This is a genomic window from Streptococcus mitis (assembly GCF_946190115.1).
Classification (GTDB): domain Bacteria; phylum Bacillota; class Bacilli; order Lactobacillales; family Streptococcaceae; genus Streptococcus; species Streptococcus mitis_CO.
In genome coordinates this window covers 1-23,127 of sequence record NZ_CAMHZG010000008.1, presented here as the reverse complement: position 1 = coordinate 23,127, position 23,127 = coordinate 1, and the positions used below count along the sequence as shown (strand labels likewise).

Genomic DNA, 23,127 nt, shown 5'->3' with positions numbered 1-23,127 from the left:
TGATTTTTCTTTTTAGAGTGGTATAATACTTTTTAGAAAGAACATTTTAGAAAAGAGCATGCATATGATTGCACTAGAAGAAAAAATTACAATTTTGCCAACTCTCTTCGTCGAGAAACGAGATGGGAGACGTGTTGTATTTGATGTGGACAAGATTGACAAGGCTCTCCACAAGGCGGCTGACAAGGTTATGGATGTGACACCCTTGATTGAAAAGCGCCTAAATGCTCTGACCGAGCGAATTGTCACAGAAATTCATAGTCGCTTTCCAAAGGGAGTTAAGATTTACGAAATCCAAAATATCGTAGAACATGAACTGCTTGAAGCCAAAGAATATGCGCTGGCTGAAGAGTATATCACTTATCGAACACAAAGGGATTTTGAGCGCTCAAAAGCGACAGATATTAACTTTAGTATCCATAAGCTTCTCAACAAAGATCAAGCAGTTGTCAATGAAAATGCTAATAAAGACAGCGATGTCTTTAATACCCAGCGTGATTTGACAGCAGGCATTGTTGGGAAGTCAATCGGACTGCAAATGCTTCCTAAGCACGTAGCCAATGCCCATCAAAAAGGGGATATCCACTATCACGATTTGGACTACAGTCCCTATACACCTATGACCAACTGCTGTTTGATTGATTTTAAAGGTATGTTGGAAAATGGTTTTAAGATTGGAAATGCAGAGGTAGAAAGTCCCAAGTCTATCCAGACTGCGACAGCTCAGATTTCCCAAATCATCGCCAACGTTGCTTCTAGCCAGTACGGTGGCTGTTCAGCTGACCGTATAGATGAAGTTTTGTCACCTTATGCAGAGAAGAATTACCAAAAACACCTTAAGGATGCAGAAGAATGGGTCTTGCCTGACAAACGGGAAGATTACGCTTGGCAGAAAACACAAAAAGACATCTATGATGCCATGCAATCTCTCGAGTATGAAATCAACACCCTCTTCACTTCAAATGGACAAACACCTTTTACTTCTCTAGGTTTTGGTCTAGGAACCAATCGTTTTGAACGGGAAATTCAAAAGGCTATTTTAAACATTCGTATCAAGGGGCTCGGTTCAGAACACCGTACAGCCATCTTCCCAAAACTTATCTTCACGCTTAAAAGAGACCTTAACTTAGAGGAAGGAACTCCAAACTATGACATCAAACAGTTGGCACTTGAGTGTGCAACCAAGCGGATGTATCCAGATGTCTTGTCCTATGATAAGATTATCGAACTGACAGGCTCCTTTAAGGTACCTATGGGTTGCCGTTCGTTTCTTCAAGGTTGGAAGGATGAAAATGGTGTAGAAGTCAATTCAGGCCGTATGAATCTGGGTGTTGTGACGGTTAACCTGCCTCGTATTGCTCTTGAATCTGAAGGAGATATAAACAAGTTCTGGGAAATCTTCAACGAGCGGATGAATATCGCAGAAGATGCTCTTGTTTACCGTGTCGAACGCACTAAAGAGGCGACACCAGCCAATGCTCCTATCCTTTATCAGTACGGTGCTTTTGGCCATCGTCTAGGTAAAGAAGAAAGTGTTGACCAGCTCTTCAAGAATCGTCGTGCGACAGTTTCGCTGGGCTATATCGGTTTGTATGAAGTGGCTACCGTCTTCTTTGGAAATAACTGGGAACACAATCCAGAAGCTAAGGAATTCACGCTGGATATCATTCGTGATATGAAACGCCGTGTAGAAGAGTGGTCAGACCAATATGGCTATCATTTCTCTATCTACTCAACACCATCTGAAAGTTTGACAGATCGTTTCTGCCGACTAGATACAGACAAGTTCGGCTCTATTCCTGATATTACAGACAAGGAATACTACACCAACTCTTTCCACTACGATGTTCGTAAAAATCCAACACCGTTTGAAAAATTGGATTTTGAGAAAGTCTATCCAGAAGCAGGTGCATCAGGTGGTTTTATCCATTACTGTGAGTATCCAGTCCTCCAGCAAAATCCTAAAGCCTTGGAAGCTGTCTGGGATTATGCTTATGACCGTGTAGGCTATCTAGGCACCAATACTCCGATTGACCGTTGCTACAAGTGTGACTTTGAAGGGGATTTTGAACCAACTGAGAGAGGATTTGCTTGTCCAAACTGTGGAAATAGCGACCCTAAAACAGTAGACGTTGTTAAACGGACTTGTGGTTATTTAGGTAATCCTCAAGCGAGACCTATGGTCAACGGCCGTCACAAGGAAATCGCTGCGCGTGTCAAACATATGAATGGTTCAACGATTAAAATAGCTGGCCATCAAGTAACAAATTAGAAAGAAATGAGATGGGAAAATATCAATTAGACGATAAGGGTCGAGCACAAGTGACCCGTTATCATGAGAAACACTCTAAAGGTGGAGCTGGTAAGAAAGAACGTTTGCTCAGCCTCAAAGAACAATTTTTAAACAAGAATAAGAAAAAATAAAAGTGATACTCAATGAAAATCAAAGAGCAAACTAGGAAGCTAGCCGCAGGTTGCTCAAAGCACTGCTTTGAGGTTGTAGATAAGGCTGACGAAGTCAGTTACATATATCTACGGTAAGGCGACGCTGACGTGGTTTGAAGAGATTTTCGAAGAGTATGAGAGTCAGCTCTCACTTTTCTCATAGTGGGAGGTAAGGATGGAATTACGCAGACCGACAATAGTAGATAGAGAAGCTGTTTTAGATATGATGGCAGAGTTTGAAAAGAGCCAATCAGCCCATGATGGAGGATTTTGGGATACAGAGAACTTTGTATATGAAGAGTGGTTGGAAACAAATATGCAAAAAGAGATGGGGATAAACTTGCCTGAAAATCGTGTTCCTTCTATTCAACTTGTATCATTTGATGATGTAGGTCGTGCTCTAGGATTTTTGAATCTGCGATTGAGACTGAATGAGGATTTACTGAATTATGCTGGCCACATTGGCTACTCCATTCGTCCATCAGAAAGAGGCAAGAGTTATGCTAAGGAAACTCTCCGTCAGGGTTTGCAAGTTGCTAAGGAAAAGAACATTAAGAAAACTCTTGTGACCTGTAGTGTGAATAATCCTGCTAGTAGAGCAGTCATTCTAGCGAATGGTGGAATATTTGAGGATGCTCGTAATGGAGTCGAGCGTTATTGGATAGAGGTAGCGAATGAATAATCCAAAACCACAAGAATGGAAAAGCGAGGAACTCAGTCAAGGCCGTATCATTGACTACAAGGCCTTTAACTTTGTGGATGGAGAAGGTGTGCGGAACTCCCTCTATGTATCAGGCTGCATGTTTCACTGCGAGGGATGTTATAATGTTGCTACTTGGTCTTTCAATGCAGGAATTCCCTACACAGCAGAATTAGAAGAACAGATTATGTCAGATCTCGCTCAACCCTATGTTCAAGGCTTGACTTTGCTGGGAGGGGAGCCTTTTCTCAATACTGGGATTCTTTTGCCACTCGTTAAGCGCATTCGGAAGGAATTGCCAAACAAAGACATCTGGTCCTGGACGGGCTATACTTGGGAAGAAATGATGTTGGAAACTCCAGATAAACTGGAACTATTGTCGCTAATTGACATCCTTGTCGATGGACGGTATGACCGAACTAAGAGAAATCTCATGCTTCAGTTTCGAGGTTCGTCCAACCAACGAATTATCGATGTGCAAAAATCGCTCAAAAGTGGGCAAGTAGTGATTTGGGATAAGCTCAATGACGGGAAAGAAAGCTATGAACAGGTGAAGAGAGAGTAACTTTCTTCTATAAAATACTTAAATAAATGACCTGTCAAAAAGGAAAACATTTTCATGTTAAAAATTTTAAAAAACAGCAACAAATCCCTTGCAATCGCAGGGGCTTTGTGTTATTCTATTATGGTGCTGTAAATTACAGCCTTAGCTTTGATGCAAGAGGTTGCGACACGCTCGGTTGCATTGCCACGCAACACCGCGTCGGTTTTCTTGTGGAGCTAGCCTATTATCTTAAATAGACGAAAAGGAGAAAAAGATGGCAAACAAAAAAATCCGTATCCGTTTGAAAGCTTACGAACACCGTACGCTTGACACAGCGGCTGCAAAAATCGTAGAATCAGCTACTCGTACAGGTGCACAAGTTGCGGGTCCGATCCCACTTCCAACTGAACGTAGCCTCTACACAATCATTCGTGCGACTCACAAATACAAAGACTCTCGCGAACAATTTGAAATGCGTACACACAAACGTTTGATCGATATCGTTAACCCAACTCAAAAAACAGTTGATGCGTTGATGAAATTGGATCTTCCAAGTGGTGTAAACGTAGAAATCAAACTTTAATCTAAAATATAAAAGAGCAGAGGCTGGTGTTTCAATTTAATTGAACACGGGCTAAACTCGGTGTGAAAAAGATAAACTTCCTAGTGTCTGCTAGACACTGCATCAGTTTCCTATTTTCACTTTGAGTTTGACGCCCTTTGTATCTTAGACTTGAGCATAAAAAACGCTCGTTAAAAACTTTTTGAATAAAAAATATAGAAAAGGAACTATTTTCTCATGACAAAAGGAATCTTAGGGAAAAAAGTGGGAATGACTCAAATCTTCACTGAAGCTGGCGAATTGATCCCTGTAACAGTTATTGAAGCAACTCCAAACGTTGTTCTTCAAGTTAAAACTGTTGAAACAGACGGATACAACGCTATCCAAGTTGGTTTCGATGACAAACGCGAAGTATTGAGCAACAAACCTGCTAAAGGACATGTAGCGAAAGCTAACACGGCTCCTAAGCGCTTCATTCGTGAATTCAAAAACGTTGAAGGCTTGGAAGTTGGTGCTGAAATCACAGTTGAAACATTCGCAGCTGGAGACGTTGTTGACGTAACTGGTACTTCTAAAGGTAAAGGTTTCCAAGGTGTTATCAAACGCCACGGACAATCACGTGGACCAATGGCTCACGGTTCTCGTTACCACCGTCGTCCAGGTTCTATGGGACCTGTTGCACCTAACCGCGTATTCAAAGGTAAAAACCTTGCAGGACGTATGGGTGGCGACCGCGTAACAATTCAAAACCTTGAAGTTGTACAAGTTGTTCCAGAAAAGAACGTTATCCTTATCAAAGGTAACGTACCAGGTGCTAAGAAATCTCTTATCACTATCAAATCAGCAGTTAAAGCTGGTAAATAATAAGGAAAGGGGAATACAGTCAAAATGGCAAATGTAACATTATTCGACCAAACTGGTAAACAAGCTGGCGAAGTTGTTCTTAACGATGCAATCTTTGGTATCGAACCAAACCAATCTGTTGTGTTTGATGTGATCATCAGCCAACGTGCTAGCCTTCGTCAAGGAACTCACGCAGTTAAAAACCGCTCAGCTGTTTCAGGTGGCGGACGCAAACCATGGCGTCAAAAAGGAACTGGGCGTGCTCGTCAAGGTTCTATCCGCTCTCCACAATGGCGTGGTGGTGGAATCGTCTTCGGACCAACTCCACGTAGCTATGCGTACAAACTTCCTCAAAAAGTTCGTCGCCTTGCGCTTAAATCTGTTTACTCAGAAAAAGTTGCTGAAAATAAATTTGTAGCCGTTGATTCTCTTGAATTTACAGCTCCAAAAACTGCTGAATTTGCAAAAGTTCTTGCAGCTTTGAGCATCGATTCTAAAGTCCTTGTTATTCTTGAAGAAGGAAACGAATTCGCAGCTCTTTCAGCTCGTAACCTTCCAAACGTGAAAGTTGCGACTGCTACAACTGCAAGTGTTCTTGACATCGCAAATAGTGACAAACTTCTTGTTACTCAAGCAGCTATCTCTAAAATCGAGGAGGTTCTTGCATAATGAATTTGTATGATGTTATCAAAAAACCTGTAATCACTGAAAGCTCAATGGCTCAACTTGAAGCAGGAAAATATGTATTTGAAGTTGACACTCGTGCACACAAACTTTTGATCAAGCAAGCTGTTGAAGCTGCTTTCGAAGGTGTTAAAGTTGCTAATGTTAACACAATCAACGTAAAACCAAAAGCTAAACGTGTTGGACGTTACACTGGTTTTACTAACAAAACTAAAAAAGCTATCATCACACTTACAGCTGATTCTAAAGCAATCGAGTTGTTTGCTGCTGAAGCTGAATAATCTAAGGAGGAAATATCGTGGGAATTCGTGTTTATAAACCAACAACAAACGGTCGCCGTAATATGACTTCTTTGGATTTCGCTGAAATCACAACAAGCACTCCTGAAAAATCATTGCTTGTTGCATTGAAGAGCAAGGCTGGTCGTAACAACAACGGTCGTATCACAGTTCGTCACCAAGGTGGTGGACACAAACGTTTCTACCGTTTGGTTGACTTCAAACGTAACAAAGACAACGTTGAAGCAGTTGTTAAAACAATCGAGTACGATCCAAACCGTTCTGCAAACATCGCTCTTGTACACTACACTGACGGTGTGAAAGCGTACATCATCGCTCCAAAAGGTCTTGAAGTTGGTCAACGTATCGTTTCAGGTCCAGAAGCAGATATCAAAGTCGGAAACGCTCTTCCACTTGCTAACATCCCAGTTGGTACTTTGATTCACAACATCGAGTTGAAACCAGGTCGTGGTGGTGAATTGGTACGTGCTGCTGGTGCATCTGCTCAAGTATTGGGTTCTGAAGGTAAATACGTTCTTGTTCGTCTTCAATCAGGTGAAGTTCGTATGATTCTTGGAACTTGCCGTGCTACAGTTGGTGTTGTCGGAAACGAACAACATGGACTTGTAAACCTTGGTAAAGCAGGACGTAGCCGTTGGAAAGGTATCCGCCCAACAGTTCGTGGTTCTGTAATGAACCCTAACGATCACCCACACGGTGGTGGTGAAGGTAAAGCACCAGTTGGTCGTAAAGCACCATCTACTCCATGGGGCAAACCTGCTCTTGGTCTTAAAACTCGTAACAAGAAAGCGAAATCTGACAAACTTATCGTTCGTCGTCGCAACGAGAAATAATATTAAACTAGTCGCTTAAGCAACTAGTAAATCCGCCAGCTCGGTAGCGCTCCATAAGAGCGCAAGCCGCTGTGGTACAACATTTAAAGGAGAAAATATAAAAATGGGACGCAGTCTTAAAAAAGGACCTTTCGTCGATGAGCATTTGATGAAAAAAGTTGAAGCTCAAGCTAACGACGAAAAGAAAAAAGTTATTAAAACTTGGTCACGTCGTTCAACGATCTTCCCAAGTTTCATTGGTTACACTATTGCAGTTTATGACGGACGTAAACACGTACCTGTTTACATCCAAGAAGACATGGTAGGTCACAAACTTGGTGAATTTGCACCAACTCGTACTTACAAAGGTCACGCTGCAGACGACAAGAAAACACGTAGAAAATAAGGAGAACATAAATGGCAGAAATTACTTCAGCTAAAGCAATGGCTCGTACAGTACGTGTTTCACCTCGTAAATCACGTCTTGTTCTTGATAACATCCGTGGTAAAAGCGTAGCCGATGCAATCGCAATCTTGACATTCACTCCAAACAAAGCTGCTGAAATCATCTTGAAAGTTTTGAACTCAGCTGTAGCTAACGCTGAAAACAACTTTGGTTTGGATAAAGCTAACTTGGTAGTATCTGAAGCATTCGCAAACGAAGGACCAACTATGAAACGTTTCCGTCCACGTGCGAAAGGTTCAGCTTCACCAATCAACAAACGTACAGCTCACATCACTGTAGCTGTTGCAGAAAAATAAGGAGGTAAAATCGTGGGTCAAAAAGTACATCCAATTGGTATGCGTGTCGGCATCATCCGTGATTGGGATGCCAAATGGTATGCTGAAAAAGAATACGCGGATTACCTTCATGAAGATCTTGCAATCCGTAAATTCGTTCAAAAAGAACTTGCTGACGCAGCAGTTTCAACTATTGAAATCGAACGCGCAGTAAACAAAGTTAACGTTTCACTTCACACTGCTAAACCAGGTATGGTTATCGGTAAAGGTGGTGCTAACGTTGATGCACTCCGTGCAAAACTTAACAAATTGACTGGAAAACAAGTACACATCAACATCATCGAAATCAAACAACCTGATTTGGATGCTCACCTTGTAGGTGAAGGTATTGCTCGTCAATTGGAGCAACGTGTTGCTTTCCGTCGTGCACAAAAACAAGCAATCCAACGTGCAATGCGTGCTGGAGCTAAAGGAATCAAAACTCAAGTATCAGGTCGTTTGAACGGTGCAGATATCGCCCGTGCTGAAGGATACTCTGAAGGAACTGTTCCACTTCACACACTTCGTGCAGATATCGATTACGCTTGGGAAGAAGCAGATACTACATACGGTAAACTTGGTGTTAAAGTATGGATCTATCGTGGTGAAGTTCTTCCAGCTCGCAAAAACACTAAAGGAGGTAAATAACCAATGTTAGTACCTAAACGTGTTAAACACCGTCGTGAATTCCGTGGAAAAATGCGCGGTGAAGCAAAAGGTGGAAAAGAAGTAGCATTCGGTGAATACGGTCTTCAAGCTACAACTAGCCACTGGATCACTAACCGCCAAATCGAAGCTGCTCGTATCGCCATGACTCGTTACATGAAACGTGGTGGTAAAGTTTGGATTAAAATCTTCCCACACAAATCATACACTGCTAAAGCTATCGGTGTGCGTATGGGATCTGGTAAAGGGGCACCTGAAGGTTGGGTAGCACCAGTTAAACGTGGTAAAGTGATGTTCGAGATCGCTGGTGTATCTGAAGAGATTGCACGCGAAGCGCTTCGTCTTGCTAGCCACAAATTGCCAGTTAAATGTAAATTCGTAAAACGTGAAGCAGAATAAGGAGAAGGCATGAAACTTAATGAAGTAAAAGAATTTGTTAAAGAACTTCGTGGTCTTTCTCAAGAAGAACTCGCGAAGCGCGAAAACGAATTGAAAAAAGAATTGTTTGAACTTCGTTTCCAAGCTGCTACTGGTCAATTGGAACAAACAGCTCGCTTGAAAGAAGTTAAAAAACAAATCGCTCGTATCAAAACAGTTCAATCTGAAGCGAAATAATAGACTAGGGAAGGAGAAATTTCAATGGAACGCAATAATCGTAAAGTTCTTGTTGGACGTGTTGTATCTGACAAAATGGACAAGACAATCACAGTTGTAGTTGAAACAAAACGTAACCACCCAGTCTATGGTAAACGTATTAACTACTCTAAAAAATACAAAGCTCATGATGAAAACAATGTTGCCAAAGAAGGCGATATCGTACGTATCATGGAAACTCGTCCGCTTTCAGCTACAAAACGTTTCCGTCTTGTAGAAGTTGTTGAAGAAGCGGTCATCATCTAATCAAACCTGAAAGGAGAAAACTGAAATGATTCAAACAGAAACTCGTTTGAAAGTCGCAGACAACAGCGGTGCTCGCGAAATCTTGACTATCAAAGTTCTTGGTGGTTCAGGACGTAAATTTGCAAACATCGGTGATGTTATCGTGGCATCTGTAAAACAAGCTACTCCTGGTGGTGCGGTTAAAAAAGGTGACGTTGTTAAAGCAGTTATCGTTCGTACTAAATCAGGTGCTCGTCGTGCTGATGGTTCATACATCAAATTTGACGAAAACGCAGCAGTTATCATCCGTGAAGACAAAACTCCTCGCGGAACACGTATCTTTGGCCCAGTTGCACGTGAATTGCGTGAAGGTGGCTTCATGAAGATCGTGTCACTTGCTCCAGAAGTACTTTAATTTTTAGAAACAAACTAGTCCCCTAGCTTCAAGCTAGGGTGCCCTTATGGGCGTAAGAAAAATCAAGGAGAAACCTAATGTTTGTAAAAAAAGGCGACAAAGTTCGCGTAATCGCTGGTAAAGATAAGGGAACAGAAGCTGTTGTCCTTACTGCCCTTCCAAAAGTAAACAAAGTTATCGTTGAAGGTGTTAACATCGTTAAGAAACACCAACGTCCAACTAACGAGCTTCCTCAAGGTGGTATCATCGAGAAAGAAGCAGCTATCCACGTATCAAACGTTCAAGTTTTGGACAAAAATGGTGTAGCTGGCCGTGTTGGTTACAAATTTGTAGACGGTAAAAAAGTTCGCTACAACAAAAAATCAGGCGAAGTGCTTGATTAATCACGAAGGAAAGGAGAAGTATAATGGCAAATCGTTTAAAAGAAAAATATCTTAATGAAGTAGTTCCTGCTTTGACAGAACAATTCAACTACTCATCAGTGATGGCTGTGCCTAAAGTAGATAAGATCGTTTTGAACATGGGTGTTGGTGAAGCTGTATCAAACGCTAAAAGCCTTGAAAAAGCTGCTGAAGAATTGGCACTTATCTCAGGTCAAAAACCACTTATCACTAAAGCTAAAAAATCAATCGCCGGCTTCCGTCTTCGTGAAGGTGTTGCGATCGGTGCAAAAGTTACCCTTCGTGGTGAACGTATGTACGAATTCTTGGATAAATTGGTTTCAGTTTCACTTCCACGTGTACGTGACTTCCACGGTGTTCCAACGAAATCATTTGATGGACGCGGAAACTACACACTTGGTGTGAAAGAACAATTGATCTTCCCAGAAATCAACTTCGATGACGTTGACAAAACTCGTGGTCTTGACATCGTTATCGTAACAACTGCTAACACTGACGAAGAGTCACGTGCATTGCTTACAGGCCTTGGAATGCCTTTTGCAAAATAATATAGGAGGTAAATCTAATGGCTAAAAAATCAATGATTGCTAAGAACAAACGTCCAGCGAAGTTCTCTACTCAAGCTTATACTCGTTGTGAAAAATGTGGTCGTCCACATTCAGTTTACCGCAAATTTAAACTTTGCCGTGTTTGCTTCCGTGAATTAGCATACAAAGGACAAATCCCTGGTGTAACAAAAGCATCTTGGTAATTTAAGATATCAAGGGCGTCAAAACTCTAAGTGAAAATAGGAAACTTGACGAAGAAACTGAAGTTTCTAGGAAAGTTTATCTTTTTCACACAGAGTTTAGCCCGGGTTCAGTTGGGCTTGCCAATTTGAACACGAGCTACAGCTTTGGCAAAAAAGATCAATTTTCTTTGGAGCATCGCTCCTGCATCAAATTGCCTATTTTTGCTCTTGCTGTTACGCTTTTTGTATCATGTATTAACTAGCAAGTGCAACTTGCAAACTACTAGTGAGAGGAGAAAAACAAAATGGTTATGACTGACCCAATCGCAGACTTCCTAACTCGTATTCGTAACGCTAACCAAGCTAAACACGAAGTACTTGAAGTACCTGCATCAAACATCAAAAAAGGGATTGCTGAAATCCTTAAACGCGAAGGTTTTGTAAAAAACGTTGAAATCATCGAAGATGACAAACAAGGCATCATCCGTGTATTCCTTAAATACGGACCAAACGGTGAAAAAGTTATCACTAACTTGAAACGTGTTTCTAAACCAGGACTTCGTGTCTACAAAAAACGTGAAGACCTTCCAAAAGTTCTTAACGGACTTGGAATTGCTATCCTTTCAACTTCTGAAGGTTTGCTTACTGATAAAGAAGCACGCCAAAAGAATGTTGGTGGGGAAGTTATCGCTTACGTTTGGTAATATTTAGCTCCCAATTTCTTTGTGACTCTTCGTTATCGTCTCTTGCCTAACCCAAAGTTATGCCTGCGAGACGATGCCTAGATTCACTTTGAAATTGAAACCTAAATGTTCCTTTAAATCGAGGAATCGATTTAACCCCGTGAAAACTGGCCATTCTGGCCTGACAATTTAACAGGAGGAAATAAACATGTCACGTATTGGTAATAAAGTTATCGTGTTGCCTGCTGGTGTTGAACTCACTAACAATGACAACGTTGTAACTGTAAAAGGACCTAAAGGAGAACTTACTCGTGAGTTCTCAAAAGATATTGAAATCCGTGTGGAAGGTACTGAAGTAACTCTTCACCGTCCAAACGATTCAAAAGAAATGAAAACTATCCACGGAACTACTCGTGCCCTTTTGAACAACATGGTTGTTGGTGTATCAGAAGGATTCAAGAAAGAACTTGAAATGCGCGGGGTTGGTTACCGTGCACAACTTCAAGGATCTAAACTTGTTTTGGCTGTTGGTAAATCTCATCCAGACGAAGTTGAAGCTCCAGAAGGAATTACTTTTGAACTTCCAAACCCAACAACAATCGTTGTTAGCGGAATTTCAAAAGAAGTAGTTGGTCAAACAGCTGCTTACGTACGTAGCCTTCGTTCACCAGAACCATATAAAGGTAAAGGTATCCGTTACGTTGGTGAATTCGTTCGCCGTAAAGAAGGTAAAACAGGTAAATAATGTTGAGTGGTTGAGAATCAACCACCAACCTATTTTCCAACTTTGTGCATAGCACACGATTTAAAACTAAAGAGGTGAAAACTGTGATTTCAAAACCAGATAAAAACAAACTCCGCCAAAAACGCCACCGTCGCGTTCGCGGAAAGCTCTCTGGAACTGCTGATCGCCCACGTTTGAACGTATTCCGTTCTAATACAGGCATCTACGCTCAAGTGATTGATGACGTAGCGGGTGTAACGCTCGCAAGTGCTTCAACTCTTGACAAAGAAGTTTCAAAAGGAACTAAAACTGAACAAGCCGTTGCTGTCGGTAAACTCGTTGCAGAACGTGCAAACGCTAAAGGTATTTCAGAAGTGGTGTTCGACCGCGGTGGATATCTATATCACGGACGTGTGAAAGCTTTGGCTGATGCAGCTCGTGAAAACGGATTGAAATTCTAATAGGAGGACACTAGAAAATGGCATTTAAAGACAATGCAGTTGAATTAGAAGAACGCGTAGTTGCTGTCAACCGTGTTACAAAAGTTGTTAAAGGTGGACGTCGTCTTCGTTTCGCAGCTCTTGTTGTTGTTGGTGACCACAACGGTCGCGTAGGATTTGGTACTGGTAAAGCTCAAGAAGTTCCAGAAGCAATCCGTAAAGCAGTAGATGATGCTAAGAAAAACTTGATCGAAGTTCCTATGGTTGGAACAACAATCCCACACGAAGTTCTTTCAGAATTCGGTGGAGCTAAAGTATTGTTGAAACCTGCTGTAGAAGGTTCTGGAGTTGCCGCTGGTGGTGCAGTTCGTGCCGTTGTGGAATTGGCAGGTGTGGCAGATATTACATCTAAATCACTTGGTTCTAACACTCCAATCAACATTGTTCGTGCAACTGTTGAAGGTTTGAAACAATTGAAACGCGCTGAAGAAGTTGCTGCCCTTCGTGGTATTTCAGTTTCTGATTTGGCATAAGAAAGGGGATAAAATGGCTCAAATTAAAATTACTTTGACTAAGTCTCCAATCGGACGCATTCCATCACAACGTAAAACTGTTGTAGCACTTGGACTTGGCAAATTGAACAGCTCTGTTATTAAAGAAGATAACGCTGCTATCCGTGGTATGATCACAGCAGTATCTCACTTGGTAACAGTTGAAGAAGTAAACTAATGAATTTTTAGGGGATGTGAACTATACCATCCCCTAAAACTAGATATAGTCATCTATGATGACGTCGTATAGGCGAGTTGATGGGGGAGACAACCTTTTCTCCCTTATCGGCGCTAGCATTTTACAAAAGAGGAGAAAATAAAAATGAAACTTCATGAATTGAAACCTGCAGAAGGTTCTCGTAAAGTACGTAACCGCGTTGGTCGTGGTACTTCATCAGGTAACGGTAAAACATCTGGTCGTGGTCAAAAAGGTCAAAAAGCTCGTAGCGGTGGCGGAGTTCGCCTTGGTTTTGAAGGTGGACAAACTCCATTGTTCCGTCGTCTTCCAAAACGTGGATTCACTAACATCAACGCTAAAGAATACGCAATTGTGAACCTTGACCAATTGAACGTCTTTGAAGATGGTGCTGAAGTAACTCCAGTTGTTCTTATCGAAGCAGGAATTGTTAAAGCTGAAAAATCAGGTATTAAAATTCTTGGTAACGGTGAGTTGACTAAGAAATTGACTGTGAAAGCAGCTAAATTCTCTAAATCAGCTGAAGAAGCTATCACTGCTAAAGGTGGTTCAGTAGAAGTCATCTAAGAGAGGTGACCTATGTTTTTTAAATTATTAAGAGAAGCTCTTAAAGTCAAGCAAGTTCGATCAAAAATTTTATTTACAATTTTTATCGTTTTGGTCTTTCGTATCGGAACTAGCATTACAGTTCCTGGTGTGAATGCTAATAGCTTGAATGCTTTAAGTGGATTATCCTTCTTAAACATGTTGAGCTTGGTGTCAGGAAATGCCATGAAAAACTTCTCAGTTTTTGCTCTTGGTGTTAGTCCCTACATTACGGCCTCTATCGTTGTCCAACTCTTGCAAATGGATATTTTACCCAAATTTGTAGAGTGGGGTAAACAAGGGGAAGTAGGTCGAAGAAAATTAAATCAAGCTACTCGTTATATTGCTCTTGTTCTAGCCTTTGTGCAATCTATCGGGATTACAGCTGGTTTTAATACCTTGGCTGGAGCTCAATTGATTAAAACTGCTTTAACTCCACAAGTTTTTTTGACAATTGGTATCATCTTAACAGCTGGTAGTATGATTGTCACTTGGTTGGGTGAGCAAATTACAGATAAGGGATACGGAAATGGTGTTTCCATGATTATCTTTGTCGGGATTGTTGCCTCAATTCCAGAGATGATTCAAGGCATCTATGTAGACTACTTTGTGAACGTCCCAAGTAGCCGTATCACTTCATCTATCATTTTCGTAATCATTTTGATTATTACTGTATTGTTGATTATTTACTTTACAACTTATGTTCAACAAGCAGAATACAAAATTCCAATCCAATATACTAAGGTTGCACAAGGTGCTCCATCTAGCTCTTACCTTCCATTGAAGTTAAACCCTGCTGGAGTTATCCCTGTTATCTTTGCAAGTTCGATTACTGCAGCGCCTGCGGCGATTCTTCAATTTTTGAGCGCTACAGGTCATGATTGGGCTTGGGTAAGGGTAGCACAAGAGATGTTGGCAACCACTTCTCCAACTGGTATTGCCATGTATGCTTTGTTGATTATTCTCTTTACATTCTTCTATACGTTTGTACAGATTAATCCTGAAAAAGTGGCAGAGAACCTACAAAAGAGCGGTGCCTATATCCATGGAGTTCGTCCTGGTAAAGGTACAGAAGAATATATGTCTAAACTTCTTCGTCGTCTTGCAACTGTTGGTTCCCTCTTCCTTGGTGTGATTTCCATTTTGCCGATTGCAGCTAAAGATGTATTTGGTCTTTCTGATGTTGTTGCCTTTGGTGGAACAAGTCTCTTGATCATTATCTCTACTGGTATCGAAGGAATCAAGCAATTGGAAGGTTACCTATTGAAACGTAAGTATGTTGGTTTCATGGACAGAACAGAATAAAAGTATTTACTGAGTCAGTAAATGCTGAGGGAGTGGAGGTTTAACTCTAACATTAGTGAGAGTTTGGTCTCCCCTCTTCTATTTTGTTTTTAAATAGGGGTGAAAAGAATTTTTGCTTCTATTTAAAAATAAAATAAGGAGATCAAATCATGAATCTTTTGATTATGGGCTTACCTGGTGCAGGTAAGGGAACTCAAGCAGCAAAAATCGTAGAACAATTCCATGTTGCACATATCTCAACAGGTGATATGTTCCGTGCTGCTATGGCAAATCAAACTGAAATGGGTGTTCTTGCCAAGTCATACATTGACAAGGGTGAATTGGTTCCTGACGAAGTTACAAATGGAATCGTAAAAGAACGTCTTTCACAAGATGATATTAAAGAAACAGGATTCTTGTTGGATGGTTATCCACGTACAATCGAACAAGCTCATGCCTTAGACAAAACATTGGCTGAACTTGGCATCGAACTAGAAGGTGTTATCAACATCGAAGTGAATCCAGATAGCCTCTTGGAACGTTTGAGTGGCCGTATCATCCACCGCGTAACTGGAGAAACTTTCCACAAGGTCTTTAACCCACCAGTTGACTATAAAGAAGAAGATTACTACCAACGTGAAGATGATAAGCCTGAGACAGTAAAACGTCGTTTGGATGTGAATATTGCTCAAGGAGAACCAATCATTGCTCACTACCGTGCCAAAGGTTTGGTTCATGACATCGAAGGTAATCAAGATATCAATGATGTCTTCTCAGATATCGAAAAAGTATTGACAAATTTGAAATAAAGCGTTTTTCACACTTGCAAAAATCCGCTACAAATGTTATACTAAGATAGTCTGACTTATAATTGTTGTCTCTGTGTCTAGAGGCATCGAATCGAAATTTATGGAGGTGCTTTTGCGTGGCAAAAGACGATGTGATTGAAGTTGAAGGCAAAGTAGTTGATACAATGCCGAATGCAATGTTTACGGTTGAACTTGAAAATGGACATCAGATTTTAGCAACAGTTTCTGGTAAAATTCGTAAAAACTATATTCGTATTTTAGCGGGAGATCGTGTTACTGTCGAAATGAGTCCATATGACTTGACACGTGGACGTATCACTTACCGCTTTAAATAATCGAAAAACTTGGAGGGATAAGAAATGAAAGTAAGACCATCGGTCAAACCAATTTGCGAATACTGTAAAGTTATTCGTCGTAATGGTCGTGTTATGGTAATTTGCCCAGCAAATCCAAAACACAAACAACGTCAAGGATAAGATAGAAAGGAGAAAACATGGCTCGTATTGCTGGAGTTGACATTCCAAATGACAAACGCGTAGTAATCTCATTGACTTATGTTTATGGTATCGGACTTGCAACATCTAAGAAAATTTTGGCTGCTGCTGGAATCTCAGAAGATGTTCGTGTACGTGATCTTACATCAGATCAAGAAGATGCTATCCGTCGTGAAGTGGATGCAATCAAAGTTGAAGGTGACCTTCGTCGTGAAGTAAACTTGAACATTAAACGTTTGATGGAAATCGGTTCATACCGTGGTATCCGTCACCGTCGTGGACTTCCTGTCCGTGGACAAAACACTAAAAACAACGCTCGCACTCGTAAAGGTAAAGCTGTTGCGATTGCTGGTAAGAAAAAATAATATAGGAGGTAAAAGTCTTGGCTAAACCAACACGTAAACGTCGTGTGAAAAAGAATATCGAATCTGGTATTGCTCATATTCACGCTACATTTAATAACACTATTGTTATGATTACTGATGTGCATGGTAATGCAATTGCTTGGTCATCAGCTGGTGCTCTTGGTTTCAAAGGTTCTCGTAAATCTACACCATTCGCTGCTCAAATGGCTTCTGAAGCTGCTGCTAAATCTGCACAAGAACACGGTCTTAAATCAGTTGAAGTTACTGTAAAAGGTCCAGGTTCTGGTCGTGAGTCAGCTATTCGTGCGCTTGCTGCCGCTGGTCTTGAAGTAACAGCAATTCGTGATGTGACTCCAGTGCCACACAATGGTGCTCGTCCTCCAAAACGTCGCCGTGTATAATCATCGCATTACACTGCTTTTCGTTTAAGAGGGAGTAACTAAATGATCGAGTTTGAAAAACCAAATATAACAAAAATTGATGAAAATAAAGATTATGGCAAGTTTGTAATCGAACCACTTGAACGTGGCTACGGTACAACTCTTGGTAACTCTCTTCGTCGTGTACTTCTAGCTTCTCTACCAGGAGCAGCTGTGACATCTATCAATATTGATGGTGTGTTACATGAGTTTGACACAGTTCCAGGTGTTCGTGAAGACGTGATGCAAATCATTCTGAACATTAAAGGAATTGCAGTGAAATCGTACGTTGAAGACGAAAAAATCATCGAACTAGATGTTGAAGGTCCTGCTGAAGTAACAGCTGGTGACATTTTGACAGATAGCGATATTGAAATTGTAAATCCAGATCATTATCTCTTTACAATCGGTGAAGGTTCTTCTCTAAAAGCGACTATGACTGTTAACAGTGGTCGTGGATATGTACCTGCTGATGAAAATAAAAAGGATAATGCACCAGTTGGAACACTTGCTGTAGATTCTATTTATACACCAGTTACAAAAGTCAACTATCAAGTGGAACCTGCTCGTGTAGGTAGCAATGATGGATTTGACAAATTAACCCTTGAAATCTTGACAAATGGAACAATTATTCCAGAAGATGCTTTAGGGCTTTCAGCACGTATTTTGACAGAACATCTTGATTTGTTTACAAATCTTACTGAGATTGCTAAGTCAACTGAAGTGATGAAAGAAGCTGATACTGAATCTGACGATCGTATTTTGGATCGTACGATTGAGGAACTGGACTTGTCTGTGCGTTCATACAACTGTTTGAAACGTGCCGGTATCAATACTGTGCATGATTTGACAGAAAAATCTGAAGCAGAGATGATGAAAGTACGAAATCTTGGACGCAAGAGTTTGGAAGAAGTGAAACTCAAACTCATTGATTTGGGTCTTGGATTAAAAGATAAATAAAGGAGGAATACATGGCTTACCGTAAACTAGGACGCACTAGCTCACAACGTAAAGCAATGCTTCGCGATTTGACAACTGACCTTTTGATCAACGAATCAATCGTGACAACTGAAGCTCGTGCTAAAGAAATCCGTAAAACTGTTGAAAAAATGATTACTCTAGGTAAACGTGGTGATTTGCATGCACGTCGTCAAGCAGCTGCTTTCGTACGTAATGAAATCGCATCTGAAAACTATGATGAAGCAACTGATAAGTACACTTCTACTACAGCACTTCAAAAATTGTTCTCAGAAATCGCACCTCGTTATGCTGAACGTAACGGTGGATACACTCGTATCCTTAAAACTGAACCACGTCGTGGTGATGCAGCGCCAATGGCGATCATCGAATTAGTATAAAATCATCAATTTTGTTGAGTGTTATGATGATGGAGTCTTGTGCTCTTAGTCTAGCTCTGGTCTACCGCTAGGATTTCGGTCCTAGCGGGAACACTCATCATAAGTTGGGATAGTAGACGCTTGTTTACGAAATTGTTTTTTGCTTAAGAACAACTTCGTAAGCAGGCGTTTTTGAGTATTTTCGTTAGAATTATGCTATACTATTTGAAAAGAATCCTGTTTAATGTTCAGGTTTCTTATTTTAAGAAGAATTGGAGTTTGCTTATGAAAGCGATTATAACTGTTGTTGGTAAAGATAAATCTGGAATTGTTGCAGGTGTTTCTGGTAAAATTGCAGAATTGGGTTTGAATATTGATGATATCTCTCAAACTGTTTTGGATGAATATTTCACGATGATGGCTGTTGTATCTAGTGATGATAAGCAGGATTTTACTTATCTGCGAAATGAGTTTGAAACTTTTGGGCAAACTTTGAATGTGAAAATCAATATTCAGAGTGCAGCGATTTTCGAAGCTATGTATAATATCTAGGAGGTTATCATGGATATTAGACAAGTTACTGAAACCATCTCCATGATTGAGGAGCAAAACTTCGATATCAGAACTATTACCATGGGAATTTCCCTATTAGACTGTATTGATCCAGATATCAATCGTGCTGCGGACAAAATTTATCAAAAGATTACGAGAAAGGCAGCTAATTTAGTGGCTGTTGGCGATGAAATTGCAGCTGAGTTGGGAATTCCAATCGTTAATAAGCGTGTATCGGTGACTCCTATTTCTCTGATTGGAGCAGCGACAGATGCGACAGACTATGTGGTTTTGGCAAAAGCGCTTGATAAGGCTGCGAAAGAGATTGGTGTGGACTTTATCGGTGGTTTCTCTGCCTTGGTACAAAAGGGGTACCAAAAGGGAGATGAAATTCTCATCAATTCTATTCCTAGTGCTTTGGCTGAAACGGACAAGGTCTGCTCGTCAGTCAATATCGGTTCAACAAAGTCCGGTATTAACATGACGGCTGTGGCAGATATGGGACGTATTATCAAGGAAACGGCAACTCTATCTGATATGGGCGCAGCCAAGCTGGTTGTATTCGCTAATGCTGTTGAGGACAACCCGTTTATGGCGGGTGCCTTCCATGGTGTTGGAGAAGCTGATGTTATCATCAATGTCGGGGTTTCTGGTCCTGGTGTGGTCAAGCGTGCCTTGGAAAAAGTTCGTGGAGAGAGCTTTGATGTAGTAGCCGAAACGGTCAAGAAGACTGCCTTCAAAATCACTCGTATCGGTCAATTGGTTGGTCAAATGGCTAGCGAGAGACTGGGTGTGGAGTTTGGTATTGTAGATTTGAGTTTGGCGCCAACCCCTGCGGTTGGAGACTCTGTGGCACGTGTCCTTGAGGAAATGGGTCTAGAAACAGTTGGCACGCATGGAACGACTGCTGCCTTGGCTCTCTTGAACGATCAAGTTAAGAAGGGCGGAGTGATGGCCTGCAACCAAGTAGGTGGTTTATCAGGTGCCTTTATCCCTGTTTCTGAGGATGAGGGTATGATTGCTGCAGTACAAAATGGCTCTCTTAATTTGGAAAAACTAGAAGCCATGACGGCTATCTGTTCTGTTGGTTTGGATATGATTGCCATCCCAGAGGATACGCCTGCTGAAACCATTGCGGCCATGATTGCGGATGAAGCAGCAATTGGTGTCATTAACATGAAAACTACGGCTGTTCGTATTATTCCAAAAGGAAAAGAAGGCGATATGATTGAGTTTGGTGGCCTATTAGGTACTGCACCTGTTATGAAGGTCAATGGGGCTTCGTCTGTTGATTTCATCTCTCGTGGAGGACAAATCCCAGCACCAATTCATAGTTTTAAAAATTAAGAAAATAGGAGAAATTGATGAAAAAAGAAATGAAACATGCTTTAGTAGCTTTAGGACTGTCGACTTTACTAGTCCCAAGTTTTGCCAATCAAGTAGTTTATGCGCAAGAAGAAAGCCATGAAACTGTAACTCAGGTAACTTTAGAATTTTTTAAAAATGAAGTAGAGCAAGCTAAGAAATCTTATAAAGAGTTTTTAAGTAAGAATAAAGAAAAATTATTAAATGAAGCGGATCAAGTAGACTGGAGCATCCTTTCTTTTTCTCAGGATGATATAAAAACAATTAAGAATAATGCTATAGAAAGACTTAATAAAGAATACCAATCTTTTTTAGAAGAGATAGAAGGAGTGGAAAAAGAAGCATTAGAGACTTCAAAGGATTTTCAAGGTGCTGTAAATAGATTGCATGATTCTATGAGTTACCGTATTAACACAAATTTTGATTCTAGTTATAGAATTAAAAGAGAGGCTCTAGAGCTAATTATATTAAAGAAAAAGGAAAAACTAATTCCTAAAATAAAGGAAAACCAATATTATACAGCAAGAGAAAAAGAAAATGTGTTAAAAAGTATTGAATCCCCAATTGATTTTAAACAATATTATCCTGAGGGTGATAGAGATGGAAATATGACAGTAAATCAATATTTAAAAACCTTGGTTCCTGTTGCATCAAATGATTTTCGTATCTATATCGTACTTCCTAGAGAGAAAAATATTAGAGAAATTAAAGCGGTTGCTTTTATTGAGAAAACAGCGATTAGTAGTGATGATTCTCTTTCTAAATCTGATAAACTCGCTTTATTGAATAATGTTGAGGATATATTAGAAGAGGGATTAGAACAAATTGGAACACACTCTGTTGGTTATATTCCTGATAATGGAAACGATATTGTTAATATGCTATCCCCTGAAGAGTTATCTGTCTTTACTAAGCGTATCGAAGATGTTTACCAAGGAAAAGCTAAGCCTAAGGTGACAAAAGAAGAGGCTATTCAAGCAGTTTCTACTGGGACTTCATCCTCAGTTTCAACTTCATCTCAGTCTATCGTTACCTCTAATGGAGAGACTAAGAAGGATTATCAAGCAAGTAAGTGGTTTAAAGAGTCTGGCAAATGGTACTATAATGACCTTTCTGGTAACCTTGTAAGAAATCGTTGGGTAGGCCGTTATTATCTAAAAGCAGATGCTTCAATGGCTGCTAGTGAATGGATTTATGATGAAGATTATAAGAGCTGGTTTTATGTAGATTCAACTGGTAGTTATGTGGAGAAAGCTTGGCAGGGTGAATATTACCTAAAACGTGGCGGTTACATGGCTAAGAGCGAGTGGGTATTTGATTCTCAGTATGATAGCTGGTATTATCTTAACCAAGACGGTAAGTACGCTCGTAACCAATGGATTAAGGATGGGGATAAGTGGTATTACTTGTTAGCTGATGGGAAATTAGCAAAAAATATGACCATTAACGGTTATAAAGTAAATGAAAAAGGTGAATGGGTTTAATTTTTTAAGTTCTATTTAAGGTTGGATGTGTATACTATAATTATTAAATAAAGACCTCCTAATATTATTTGAAACAGATAACACTGATTTAGTTTGAATTTGATTTTCATCTAATATCTTTATTTAATAGAACTCCTAAACTTTTTCATAATAATCTCCTGCAAAAGTCACCTGTCTGGGTGGCTTTTGTTTTATCATCCATGATATAATAGAAGCAAACGGAGGACGGAAAATGGTAAAAGTACGATTGTATTTGGTACGTCATGGCAAGACTATGTTTAACACGATTGGTCGCGCGCAAGGTTGGAGCGATACTCCTTTAACGGCTGAAGGTGAGCGAGGGATTCAAGAATTAGGAATCGGTTTGCGAGAATCTGGTCTACAGTTTGATCGCGCTTATTCCAGTGATTCTGGCCGCACCATTCAGACAATGGGAATTATTCTTGAAGAACTTGGTTTGCAGGGGAAAATCCCTTATCGCATGGACAAACGTATCAGAGAATGGTGTTTTGGTAGCTTTGACGGAGCTTATGATGGTGATCTTTTCATGGGCATTATTCCTCGTATCTTTAATGTGGATCATGTTCACCAATTGTCTTATGCTGAACTGGCTGAGGGGTTGGTAGAGGTCGATACAGCTGGTTGGGCTGAAGGATGGGAAAAACTCAGTGGCCGAATCAAGGAAGGTTTTGAAGCGATTGCCAAAGAAATGGAAGAGCAGGGTGGGGGCAATGCCCTCGTTGTCAGCCACGGAATGACTATTGGAACCATTGTTTATCTAATTAATGGTATGCATCCGCATGGTCTAGATAATGGTAGCGTGACGATACTTGAATATGAGGACGGCCAGTTTAGCGTAGAAGTTGTCGGCGACCGTAGTTACCGAGAACTAGGACGTGAGAAGATGGAGGAAGCCTCTATTTAATCAGTCTGGACTTGCTTGCTAGGAACTGAGGATTTGATAGGAATATCAAGATAAGAAAAAACAGCCGAGGGTAATCCGAGTCCACTGAAAAAATAGGTCTCTTACTTTTAATGAAATGAAAACCGGGGAATCTCTCGTTAATTTGAGCGAGTTC

37 protein-coding genes are annotated in these 23,127 nt (G+C 40.5%); all 37 read left to right on the top strand.

The features are described from left to right. Positions 1-64 precede the first annotated feature (64 nt). Positions 65-2,272 carry an anaerobic ribonucleoside-triphosphate reductase gene (gene nrdD / locus N8L90_RS05760; protein WP_261024565.1) on the top strand — a complete coding sequence of 736 codons (2,208 nt, stop codon included), beginning with the start codon at positions 65-67 and terminating at the stop codon, positions 2,270-2,272. 11 nt (positions 2,273-2,283) lie between these two features. Beyond that, positions 2,284-2,424, top strand: a complete 141-nt coding sequence (locus tag N8L90_RS05755; protein WP_261024563.1) for a hypothetical protein — start codon at positions 2,284-2,286, stop codon at positions 2,422-2,424. A gap of 196 nt (positions 2,425-2,620) precedes the next feature. Continuing rightward, complete coding sequence (locus tag N8L90_RS05750) at positions 2,621-3,127, top strand: GNAT family N-acetyltransferase (protein WP_261024561.1); 507 nt, start codon at positions 2,621-2,623, stop codon at positions 3,125-3,127. Further along, on the top strand, positions 3,120-3,710 hold the full coding sequence (nrdG, locus tag N8L90_RS05745; RefSeq protein ID WP_261024560.1) for an anaerobic ribonucleoside-triphosphate reductase activating protein: 591 nt from the start codon (positions 3,120-3,122) through the stop codon (positions 3,708-3,710). Before N8L90_RS05750 ends, nrdG begins: the two co-directional genes overlap by 8 nt. Before the next feature lie 253 nt (positions 3,711-3,963). Continuing rightward, complete coding sequence (rpsJ, locus tag N8L90_RS05740) at positions 3,964-4,272, top strand: 30S ribosomal protein S10 (protein ID WP_001284513.1); 309 nt, start codon at positions 3,964-3,966, stop codon at positions 4,270-4,272. Between the two features lie 216 nt (positions 4,273-4,488). Further along, positions 4,489-5,115, top strand: a complete 627-nt coding sequence (gene rplC, locus N8L90_RS05735) for a 50S ribosomal protein L3 (protein WP_000160197.1) — start codon at positions 4,489-4,491, stop codon at positions 5,113-5,115. A gap of 24 nt (positions 5,116-5,139) precedes the next feature. Further along, positions 5,140-5,763, top strand: coding sequence for a 50S ribosomal protein L4 (gene rplD, locus N8L90_RS05730; protein WP_000024549.1), 624 nt, complete (start codon positions 5,140-5,142; stop codon positions 5,761-5,763). Further along, complete coding sequence (locus tag N8L90_RS05725; RefSeq protein ID WP_001055347.1) at positions 5,763-6,059, top strand: 50S ribosomal protein L23; 297 nt, start codon at positions 5,763-5,765, stop codon at positions 6,057-6,059. Before rplD ends, N8L90_RS05725 begins: the two co-directional genes overlap by 1 nt. Before the next feature lie 17 nt (positions 6,060-6,076). Further along, positions 6,077-6,910, top strand: a complete 834-nt coding sequence (gene rplB, locus N8L90_RS05720) for a 50S ribosomal protein L2 (protein WP_000512911.1) — start codon at positions 6,077-6,079, stop codon at positions 6,908-6,910. A 103-nt stretch (positions 6,911-7,013) separates the two neighbouring features. Next, on the top strand, positions 7,014-7,295 hold the full coding sequence (gene rpsS, locus N8L90_RS05715) for a 30S ribosomal protein S19 (RefSeq protein ID WP_000533766.1): 282 nt from the start codon (positions 7,014-7,016) through the stop codon (positions 7,293-7,295). 11 nt (positions 7,296-7,306) lie between these two features. Next, complete coding sequence (gene rplV, locus N8L90_RS05710; protein ID WP_000818137.1) at positions 7,307-7,651, top strand: 50S ribosomal protein L22; 345 nt, start codon at positions 7,307-7,309, stop codon at positions 7,649-7,651. 12 nt (positions 7,652-7,663) lie between these two features. Then, on the top strand, positions 7,664-8,317 hold the full coding sequence (rpsC, locus tag N8L90_RS05705; protein ID WP_000529936.1) for a 30S ribosomal protein S3: 654 nt from the start codon (positions 7,664-7,666) through the stop codon (positions 8,315-8,317). A gap of 3 nt (positions 8,318-8,320) precedes the next feature. After that, positions 8,321-8,734 (top strand): 50S ribosomal protein L16, encoded by a 414-nt coding sequence (rplP, locus tag N8L90_RS05700; RefSeq protein WP_000960946.1) that lies wholly within the window; start codon positions 8,321-8,323, stop codon positions 8,732-8,734. Between the two features lie 9 nt (positions 8,735-8,743). After that, the gene (gene rpmC / locus N8L90_RS05695; protein WP_000772918.1) at positions 8,744-8,950 is read left to right on the top strand and encodes a 50S ribosomal protein L29; all 207 of its coding nucleotides are present in this window, start codon (positions 8,744-8,746) and stop codon (positions 8,948-8,950) included. Positions 8,951-8,974: 24 nt separating this feature from the next. Next, positions 8,975-9,235: a 30S ribosomal protein S17 gene (rpsQ, locus tag N8L90_RS05690; protein WP_000440801.1), complete on the top strand. Its 261-nt coding sequence runs from the start codon at positions 8,975-8,977 to the stop codon at positions 9,233-9,235. Positions 9,236-9,260: 25 nt separating this feature from the next. After that, entirely contained in the window at positions 9,261-9,629 is a 369-nt protein-coding gene (rplN, locus tag N8L90_RS05685; RefSeq protein WP_000616545.1) for a 50S ribosomal protein L14, read from the top strand. A gap of 77 nt (positions 9,630-9,706) precedes the next feature. Beyond that, positions 9,707-10,012 carry a 50S ribosomal protein L24 gene (gene rplX, locus N8L90_RS05680; protein ID WP_000497691.1) on the top strand — a complete coding sequence of 102 codons (306 nt, stop codon included), beginning with the start codon at positions 9,707-9,709 and terminating at the stop codon, positions 10,010-10,012. Between the two features lie 23 nt (positions 10,013-10,035). Further along, entirely contained in the window at positions 10,036-10,578 is a 543-nt protein-coding gene (rplE, locus tag N8L90_RS05675) for a 50S ribosomal protein L5 (RefSeq protein WP_000013542.1), read from the top strand. Between the two features lie 17 nt (positions 10,579-10,595). Further along, complete coding sequence (locus tag N8L90_RS05670) at positions 10,596-10,781, top strand: type Z 30S ribosomal protein S14 (RefSeq protein WP_001085697.1); 186 nt, start codon at positions 10,596-10,598, stop codon at positions 10,779-10,781. A gap of 284 nt (positions 10,782-11,065) precedes the next feature. Further along, positions 11,066-11,464, top strand: a complete 399-nt coding sequence (gene rpsH, locus N8L90_RS05665) for a 30S ribosomal protein S8 (protein ID WP_000245504.1) — start codon at positions 11,066-11,068, stop codon at positions 11,462-11,464. Positions 11,465-11,651: 187 nt separating this feature from the next. Beyond that, a complete protein-coding gene (gene rplF / locus N8L90_RS05660; protein WP_000086640.1) occupies positions 11,652-12,188 on the top strand; it encodes a 50S ribosomal protein L6 in 537 nt (178 codons plus the stop codon). A gap of 83 nt (positions 12,189-12,271) precedes the next feature. Then, positions 12,272-12,628 (top strand): 50S ribosomal protein L18, encoded by a 357-nt coding sequence (rplR, locus tag N8L90_RS05655; RefSeq protein WP_000624044.1) that lies wholly within the window; start codon positions 12,272-12,274, stop codon positions 12,626-12,628. A 17-nt stretch (positions 12,629-12,645) separates the two neighbouring features. Then, complete coding sequence (gene rpsE, locus N8L90_RS05650; protein WP_000874202.1) at positions 12,646-13,140, top strand: 30S ribosomal protein S5; 495 nt, start codon at positions 12,646-12,648, stop codon at positions 13,138-13,140. A gap of 13 nt (positions 13,141-13,153) precedes the next feature. Next, entirely contained in the window at positions 13,154-13,336 is a 183-nt protein-coding gene (gene rpmD / locus N8L90_RS05645) for a 50S ribosomal protein L30 (protein WP_000057241.1), read from the top strand. Positions 13,337-13,480: 144 nt separating this feature from the next. Further along, positions 13,481-13,921 carry a 50S ribosomal protein L15 gene (gene rplO, locus N8L90_RS05640; protein ID WP_000766087.1) on the top strand — a complete coding sequence of 147 codons (441 nt, stop codon included), beginning with the start codon at positions 13,481-13,483 and terminating at the stop codon, positions 13,919-13,921. Between the two features lie 12 nt (positions 13,922-13,933). Then, the gene (secY, locus tag N8L90_RS05635; RefSeq protein WP_153192670.1) at positions 13,934-15,244 is read left to right on the top strand and encodes a preprotein translocase subunit SecY; all 1,311 of its coding nucleotides are present in this window, start codon (positions 13,934-13,936) and stop codon (positions 15,242-15,244) included. 149 nt (positions 15,245-15,393) lie between these two features. Then, positions 15,394-16,032, top strand: a complete 639-nt coding sequence (locus N8L90_RS05630) for an adenylate kinase (RefSeq protein ID WP_001050436.1) — start codon at positions 15,394-15,396, stop codon at positions 16,030-16,032. A 116-nt stretch (positions 16,033-16,148) separates the two neighbouring features. Beyond that, entirely contained in the window at positions 16,149-16,367 is a 219-nt protein-coding gene (gene infA / locus N8L90_RS05625; protein ID WP_001029883.1) for a translation initiation factor IF-1, read from the top strand. 24 nt (positions 16,368-16,391) lie between these two features. Continuing rightward, the gene (gene rpmJ / locus N8L90_RS05620) at positions 16,392-16,508 is read left to right on the top strand and encodes a 50S ribosomal protein L36 (RefSeq protein WP_001808836.1); all 117 of its coding nucleotides are present in this window, start codon (positions 16,392-16,394) and stop codon (positions 16,506-16,508) included. A 17-nt stretch (positions 16,509-16,525) separates the two neighbouring features. After that, the gene (gene rpsM / locus N8L90_RS05615; RefSeq protein ID WP_000090781.1) at positions 16,526-16,891 is read left to right on the top strand and encodes a 30S ribosomal protein S13; all 366 of its coding nucleotides are present in this window, start codon (positions 16,526-16,528) and stop codon (positions 16,889-16,891) included. Positions 16,892-16,908: 17 nt separating this feature from the next. After that, positions 16,909-17,292: a 30S ribosomal protein S11 gene (rpsK, locus tag N8L90_RS05610; protein ID WP_001118385.1), complete on the top strand. Its 384-nt coding sequence runs from the start codon at positions 16,909-16,911 to the stop codon at positions 17,290-17,292. Positions 17,293-17,334: 42 nt separating this feature from the next. Then, positions 17,335-18,270 carry a DNA-directed RNA polymerase subunit alpha gene (locus N8L90_RS05605; RefSeq protein ID WP_000568988.1) on the top strand — a complete coding sequence of 312 codons (936 nt, stop codon included), beginning with the start codon at positions 17,335-17,337 and terminating at the stop codon, positions 18,268-18,270. A gap of 11 nt (positions 18,271-18,281) precedes the next feature. Continuing rightward, the gene (rplQ, locus tag N8L90_RS05600; RefSeq protein ID WP_000331493.1) at positions 18,282-18,668 is read left to right on the top strand and encodes a 50S ribosomal protein L17; all 387 of its coding nucleotides are present in this window, start codon (positions 18,282-18,284) and stop codon (positions 18,666-18,668) included. Positions 18,669-18,932: 264 nt separating this feature from the next. Then, a complete protein-coding gene (locus N8L90_RS05595; protein ID WP_000644119.1) occupies positions 18,933-19,199 on the top strand; it encodes an ACT domain-containing protein in 267 nt (88 codons plus the stop codon). Between the two features lie 9 nt (positions 19,200-19,208). Beyond that, the gene (locus N8L90_RS05590; protein WP_261024559.1) at positions 19,209-20,546 is read left to right on the top strand and encodes a PFL family protein; all 1,338 of its coding nucleotides are present in this window, start codon (positions 19,209-19,211) and stop codon (positions 20,544-20,546) included. 17 nt (positions 20,547-20,563) lie between these two features. Next, the gene (locus N8L90_RS05585; protein ID WP_261024558.1) at positions 20,564-22,048 is read left to right on the top strand and encodes an N-acetylmuramoyl-L-alanine amidase family protein; all 1,485 of its coding nucleotides are present in this window, start codon (positions 20,564-20,566) and stop codon (positions 22,046-22,048) included. A 232-nt stretch (positions 22,049-22,280) separates the two neighbouring features. Further along, the gene (locus N8L90_RS05580) at positions 22,281-22,973 is read left to right on the top strand and encodes a histidine phosphatase family protein (protein ID WP_024056940.1); all 693 of its coding nucleotides are present in this window, start codon (positions 22,281-22,283) and stop codon (positions 22,971-22,973) included. The last annotated feature ends 154 nt before the right edge of the window (positions 22,974-23,127 follow it).

Coding starts and splice junctions, on each gene's coding strand:
- nrdD (WP_261024565.1), top strand. CDS start 65: ATGATTGCACTAGAAGAAAAAATTACAATTTTGCCAACTCTCTTCGTC.
- N8L90_RS05755 (WP_261024563.1), top strand. CDS start 2,284: ATGGGAAAATATCAATTAGACGATAAGGGTCGAGCACAAGTGACCCGT.
- N8L90_RS05750 (WP_261024561.1), top strand. CDS start 2,621: ATGGAATTACGCAGACCGACAATAGTAGATAGAGAAGCTGTTTTAGAT.
- nrdG (WP_261024560.1), top strand. CDS start 3,120: ATGAATAATCCAAAACCACAAGAATGGAAAAGCGAGGAACTCAGTCAA.
- rpsJ (WP_001284513.1), top strand. CDS start 3,964: ATGGCAAACAAAAAAATCCGTATCCGTTTGAAAGCTTACGAACACCGT.
- rplC (WP_000160197.1), top strand. CDS start 4,489: ATGACAAAAGGAATCTTAGGGAAAAAAGTGGGAATGACTCAAATCTTC.
- rplD (WP_000024549.1), top strand. CDS start 5,140: ATGGCAAATGTAACATTATTCGACCAAACTGGTAAACAAGCTGGCGAA.
- N8L90_RS05725 (WP_001055347.1), top strand. CDS start 5,763: ATGAATTTGTATGATGTTATCAAAAAACCTGTAATCACTGAAAGCTCA.
- rpsS (WP_000533766.1), top strand. CDS start 7,014: ATGGGACGCAGTCTTAAAAAAGGACCTTTCGTCGATGAGCATTTGATG.
- rplV (WP_000818137.1), top strand. CDS start 7,307: ATGGCAGAAATTACTTCAGCTAAAGCAATGGCTCGTACAGTACGTGTT.
- rplP (WP_000960946.1), top strand. CDS start 8,321: ATGTTAGTACCTAAACGTGTTAAACACCGTCGTGAATTCCGTGGAAAA.
- rpmC (WP_000772918.1), top strand. CDS start 8,744: ATGAAACTTAATGAAGTAAAAGAATTTGTTAAAGAACTTCGTGGTCTT.
- rpsQ (WP_000440801.1), top strand. CDS start 8,975: ATGGAACGCAATAATCGTAAAGTTCTTGTTGGACGTGTTGTATCTGAC.
- rplN (WP_000616545.1), top strand. CDS start 9,261: ATGATTCAAACAGAAACTCGTTTGAAAGTCGCAGACAACAGCGGTGCT.
- rplX (WP_000497691.1), top strand. CDS start 9,707: ATGTTTGTAAAAAAAGGCGACAAAGTTCGCGTAATCGCTGGTAAAGAT.
- rplE (WP_000013542.1), top strand. CDS start 10,036: ATGGCAAATCGTTTAAAAGAAAAATATCTTAATGAAGTAGTTCCTGCT.
- N8L90_RS05670 (WP_001085697.1), top strand. CDS start 10,596: ATGGCTAAAAAATCAATGATTGCTAAGAACAAACGTCCAGCGAAGTTC.
- rpsH (WP_000245504.1), top strand. CDS start 11,066: ATGGTTATGACTGACCCAATCGCAGACTTCCTAACTCGTATTCGTAAC.
- rplF (WP_000086640.1), top strand. CDS start 11,652: ATGTCACGTATTGGTAATAAAGTTATCGTGTTGCCTGCTGGTGTTGAA.
- rpsE (WP_000874202.1), top strand. CDS start 12,646: ATGGCATTTAAAGACAATGCAGTTGAATTAGAAGAACGCGTAGTTGCT.
- rpmD (WP_000057241.1), top strand. CDS start 13,154: ATGGCTCAAATTAAAATTACTTTGACTAAGTCTCCAATCGGACGCATT.
- rplO (WP_000766087.1), top strand. CDS start 13,481: ATGAAACTTCATGAATTGAAACCTGCAGAAGGTTCTCGTAAAGTACGT.
- secY (WP_153192670.1), top strand. CDS start 13,934: ATGTTTTTTAAATTATTAAGAGAAGCTCTTAAAGTCAAGCAAGTTCGA.
- N8L90_RS05630 (WP_001050436.1), top strand. CDS start 15,394: ATGAATCTTTTGATTATGGGCTTACCTGGTGCAGGTAAGGGAACTCAA.
- rpmJ (WP_001808836.1), top strand. CDS start 16,392: ATGAAAGTAAGACCATCGGTCAAACCAATTTGCGAATACTGTAAAGTT.
- rpsM (WP_000090781.1), top strand. CDS start 16,526: ATGGCTCGTATTGCTGGAGTTGACATTCCAAATGACAAACGCGTAGTA.
- N8L90_RS05605 (WP_000568988.1), top strand. CDS start 17,335: ATGATCGAGTTTGAAAAACCAAATATAACAAAAATTGATGAAAATAAA.
- rplQ (WP_000331493.1), top strand. CDS start 18,282: ATGGCTTACCGTAAACTAGGACGCACTAGCTCACAACGTAAAGCAATG.
- N8L90_RS05595 (WP_000644119.1), top strand. CDS start 18,933: ATGAAAGCGATTATAACTGTTGTTGGTAAAGATAAATCTGGAATTGTT.
- N8L90_RS05590 (WP_261024559.1), top strand. CDS start 19,209: ATGGATATTAGACAAGTTACTGAAACCATCTCCATGATTGAGGAGCAA.
- N8L90_RS05585 (WP_261024558.1), top strand. CDS start 20,564: ATGAAAAAAGAAATGAAACATGCTTTAGTAGCTTTAGGACTGTCGACT.
- N8L90_RS05580 (WP_024056940.1), top strand. CDS start 22,281: ATGGTAAAAGTACGATTGTATTTGGTACGTCATGGCAAGACTATGTTT.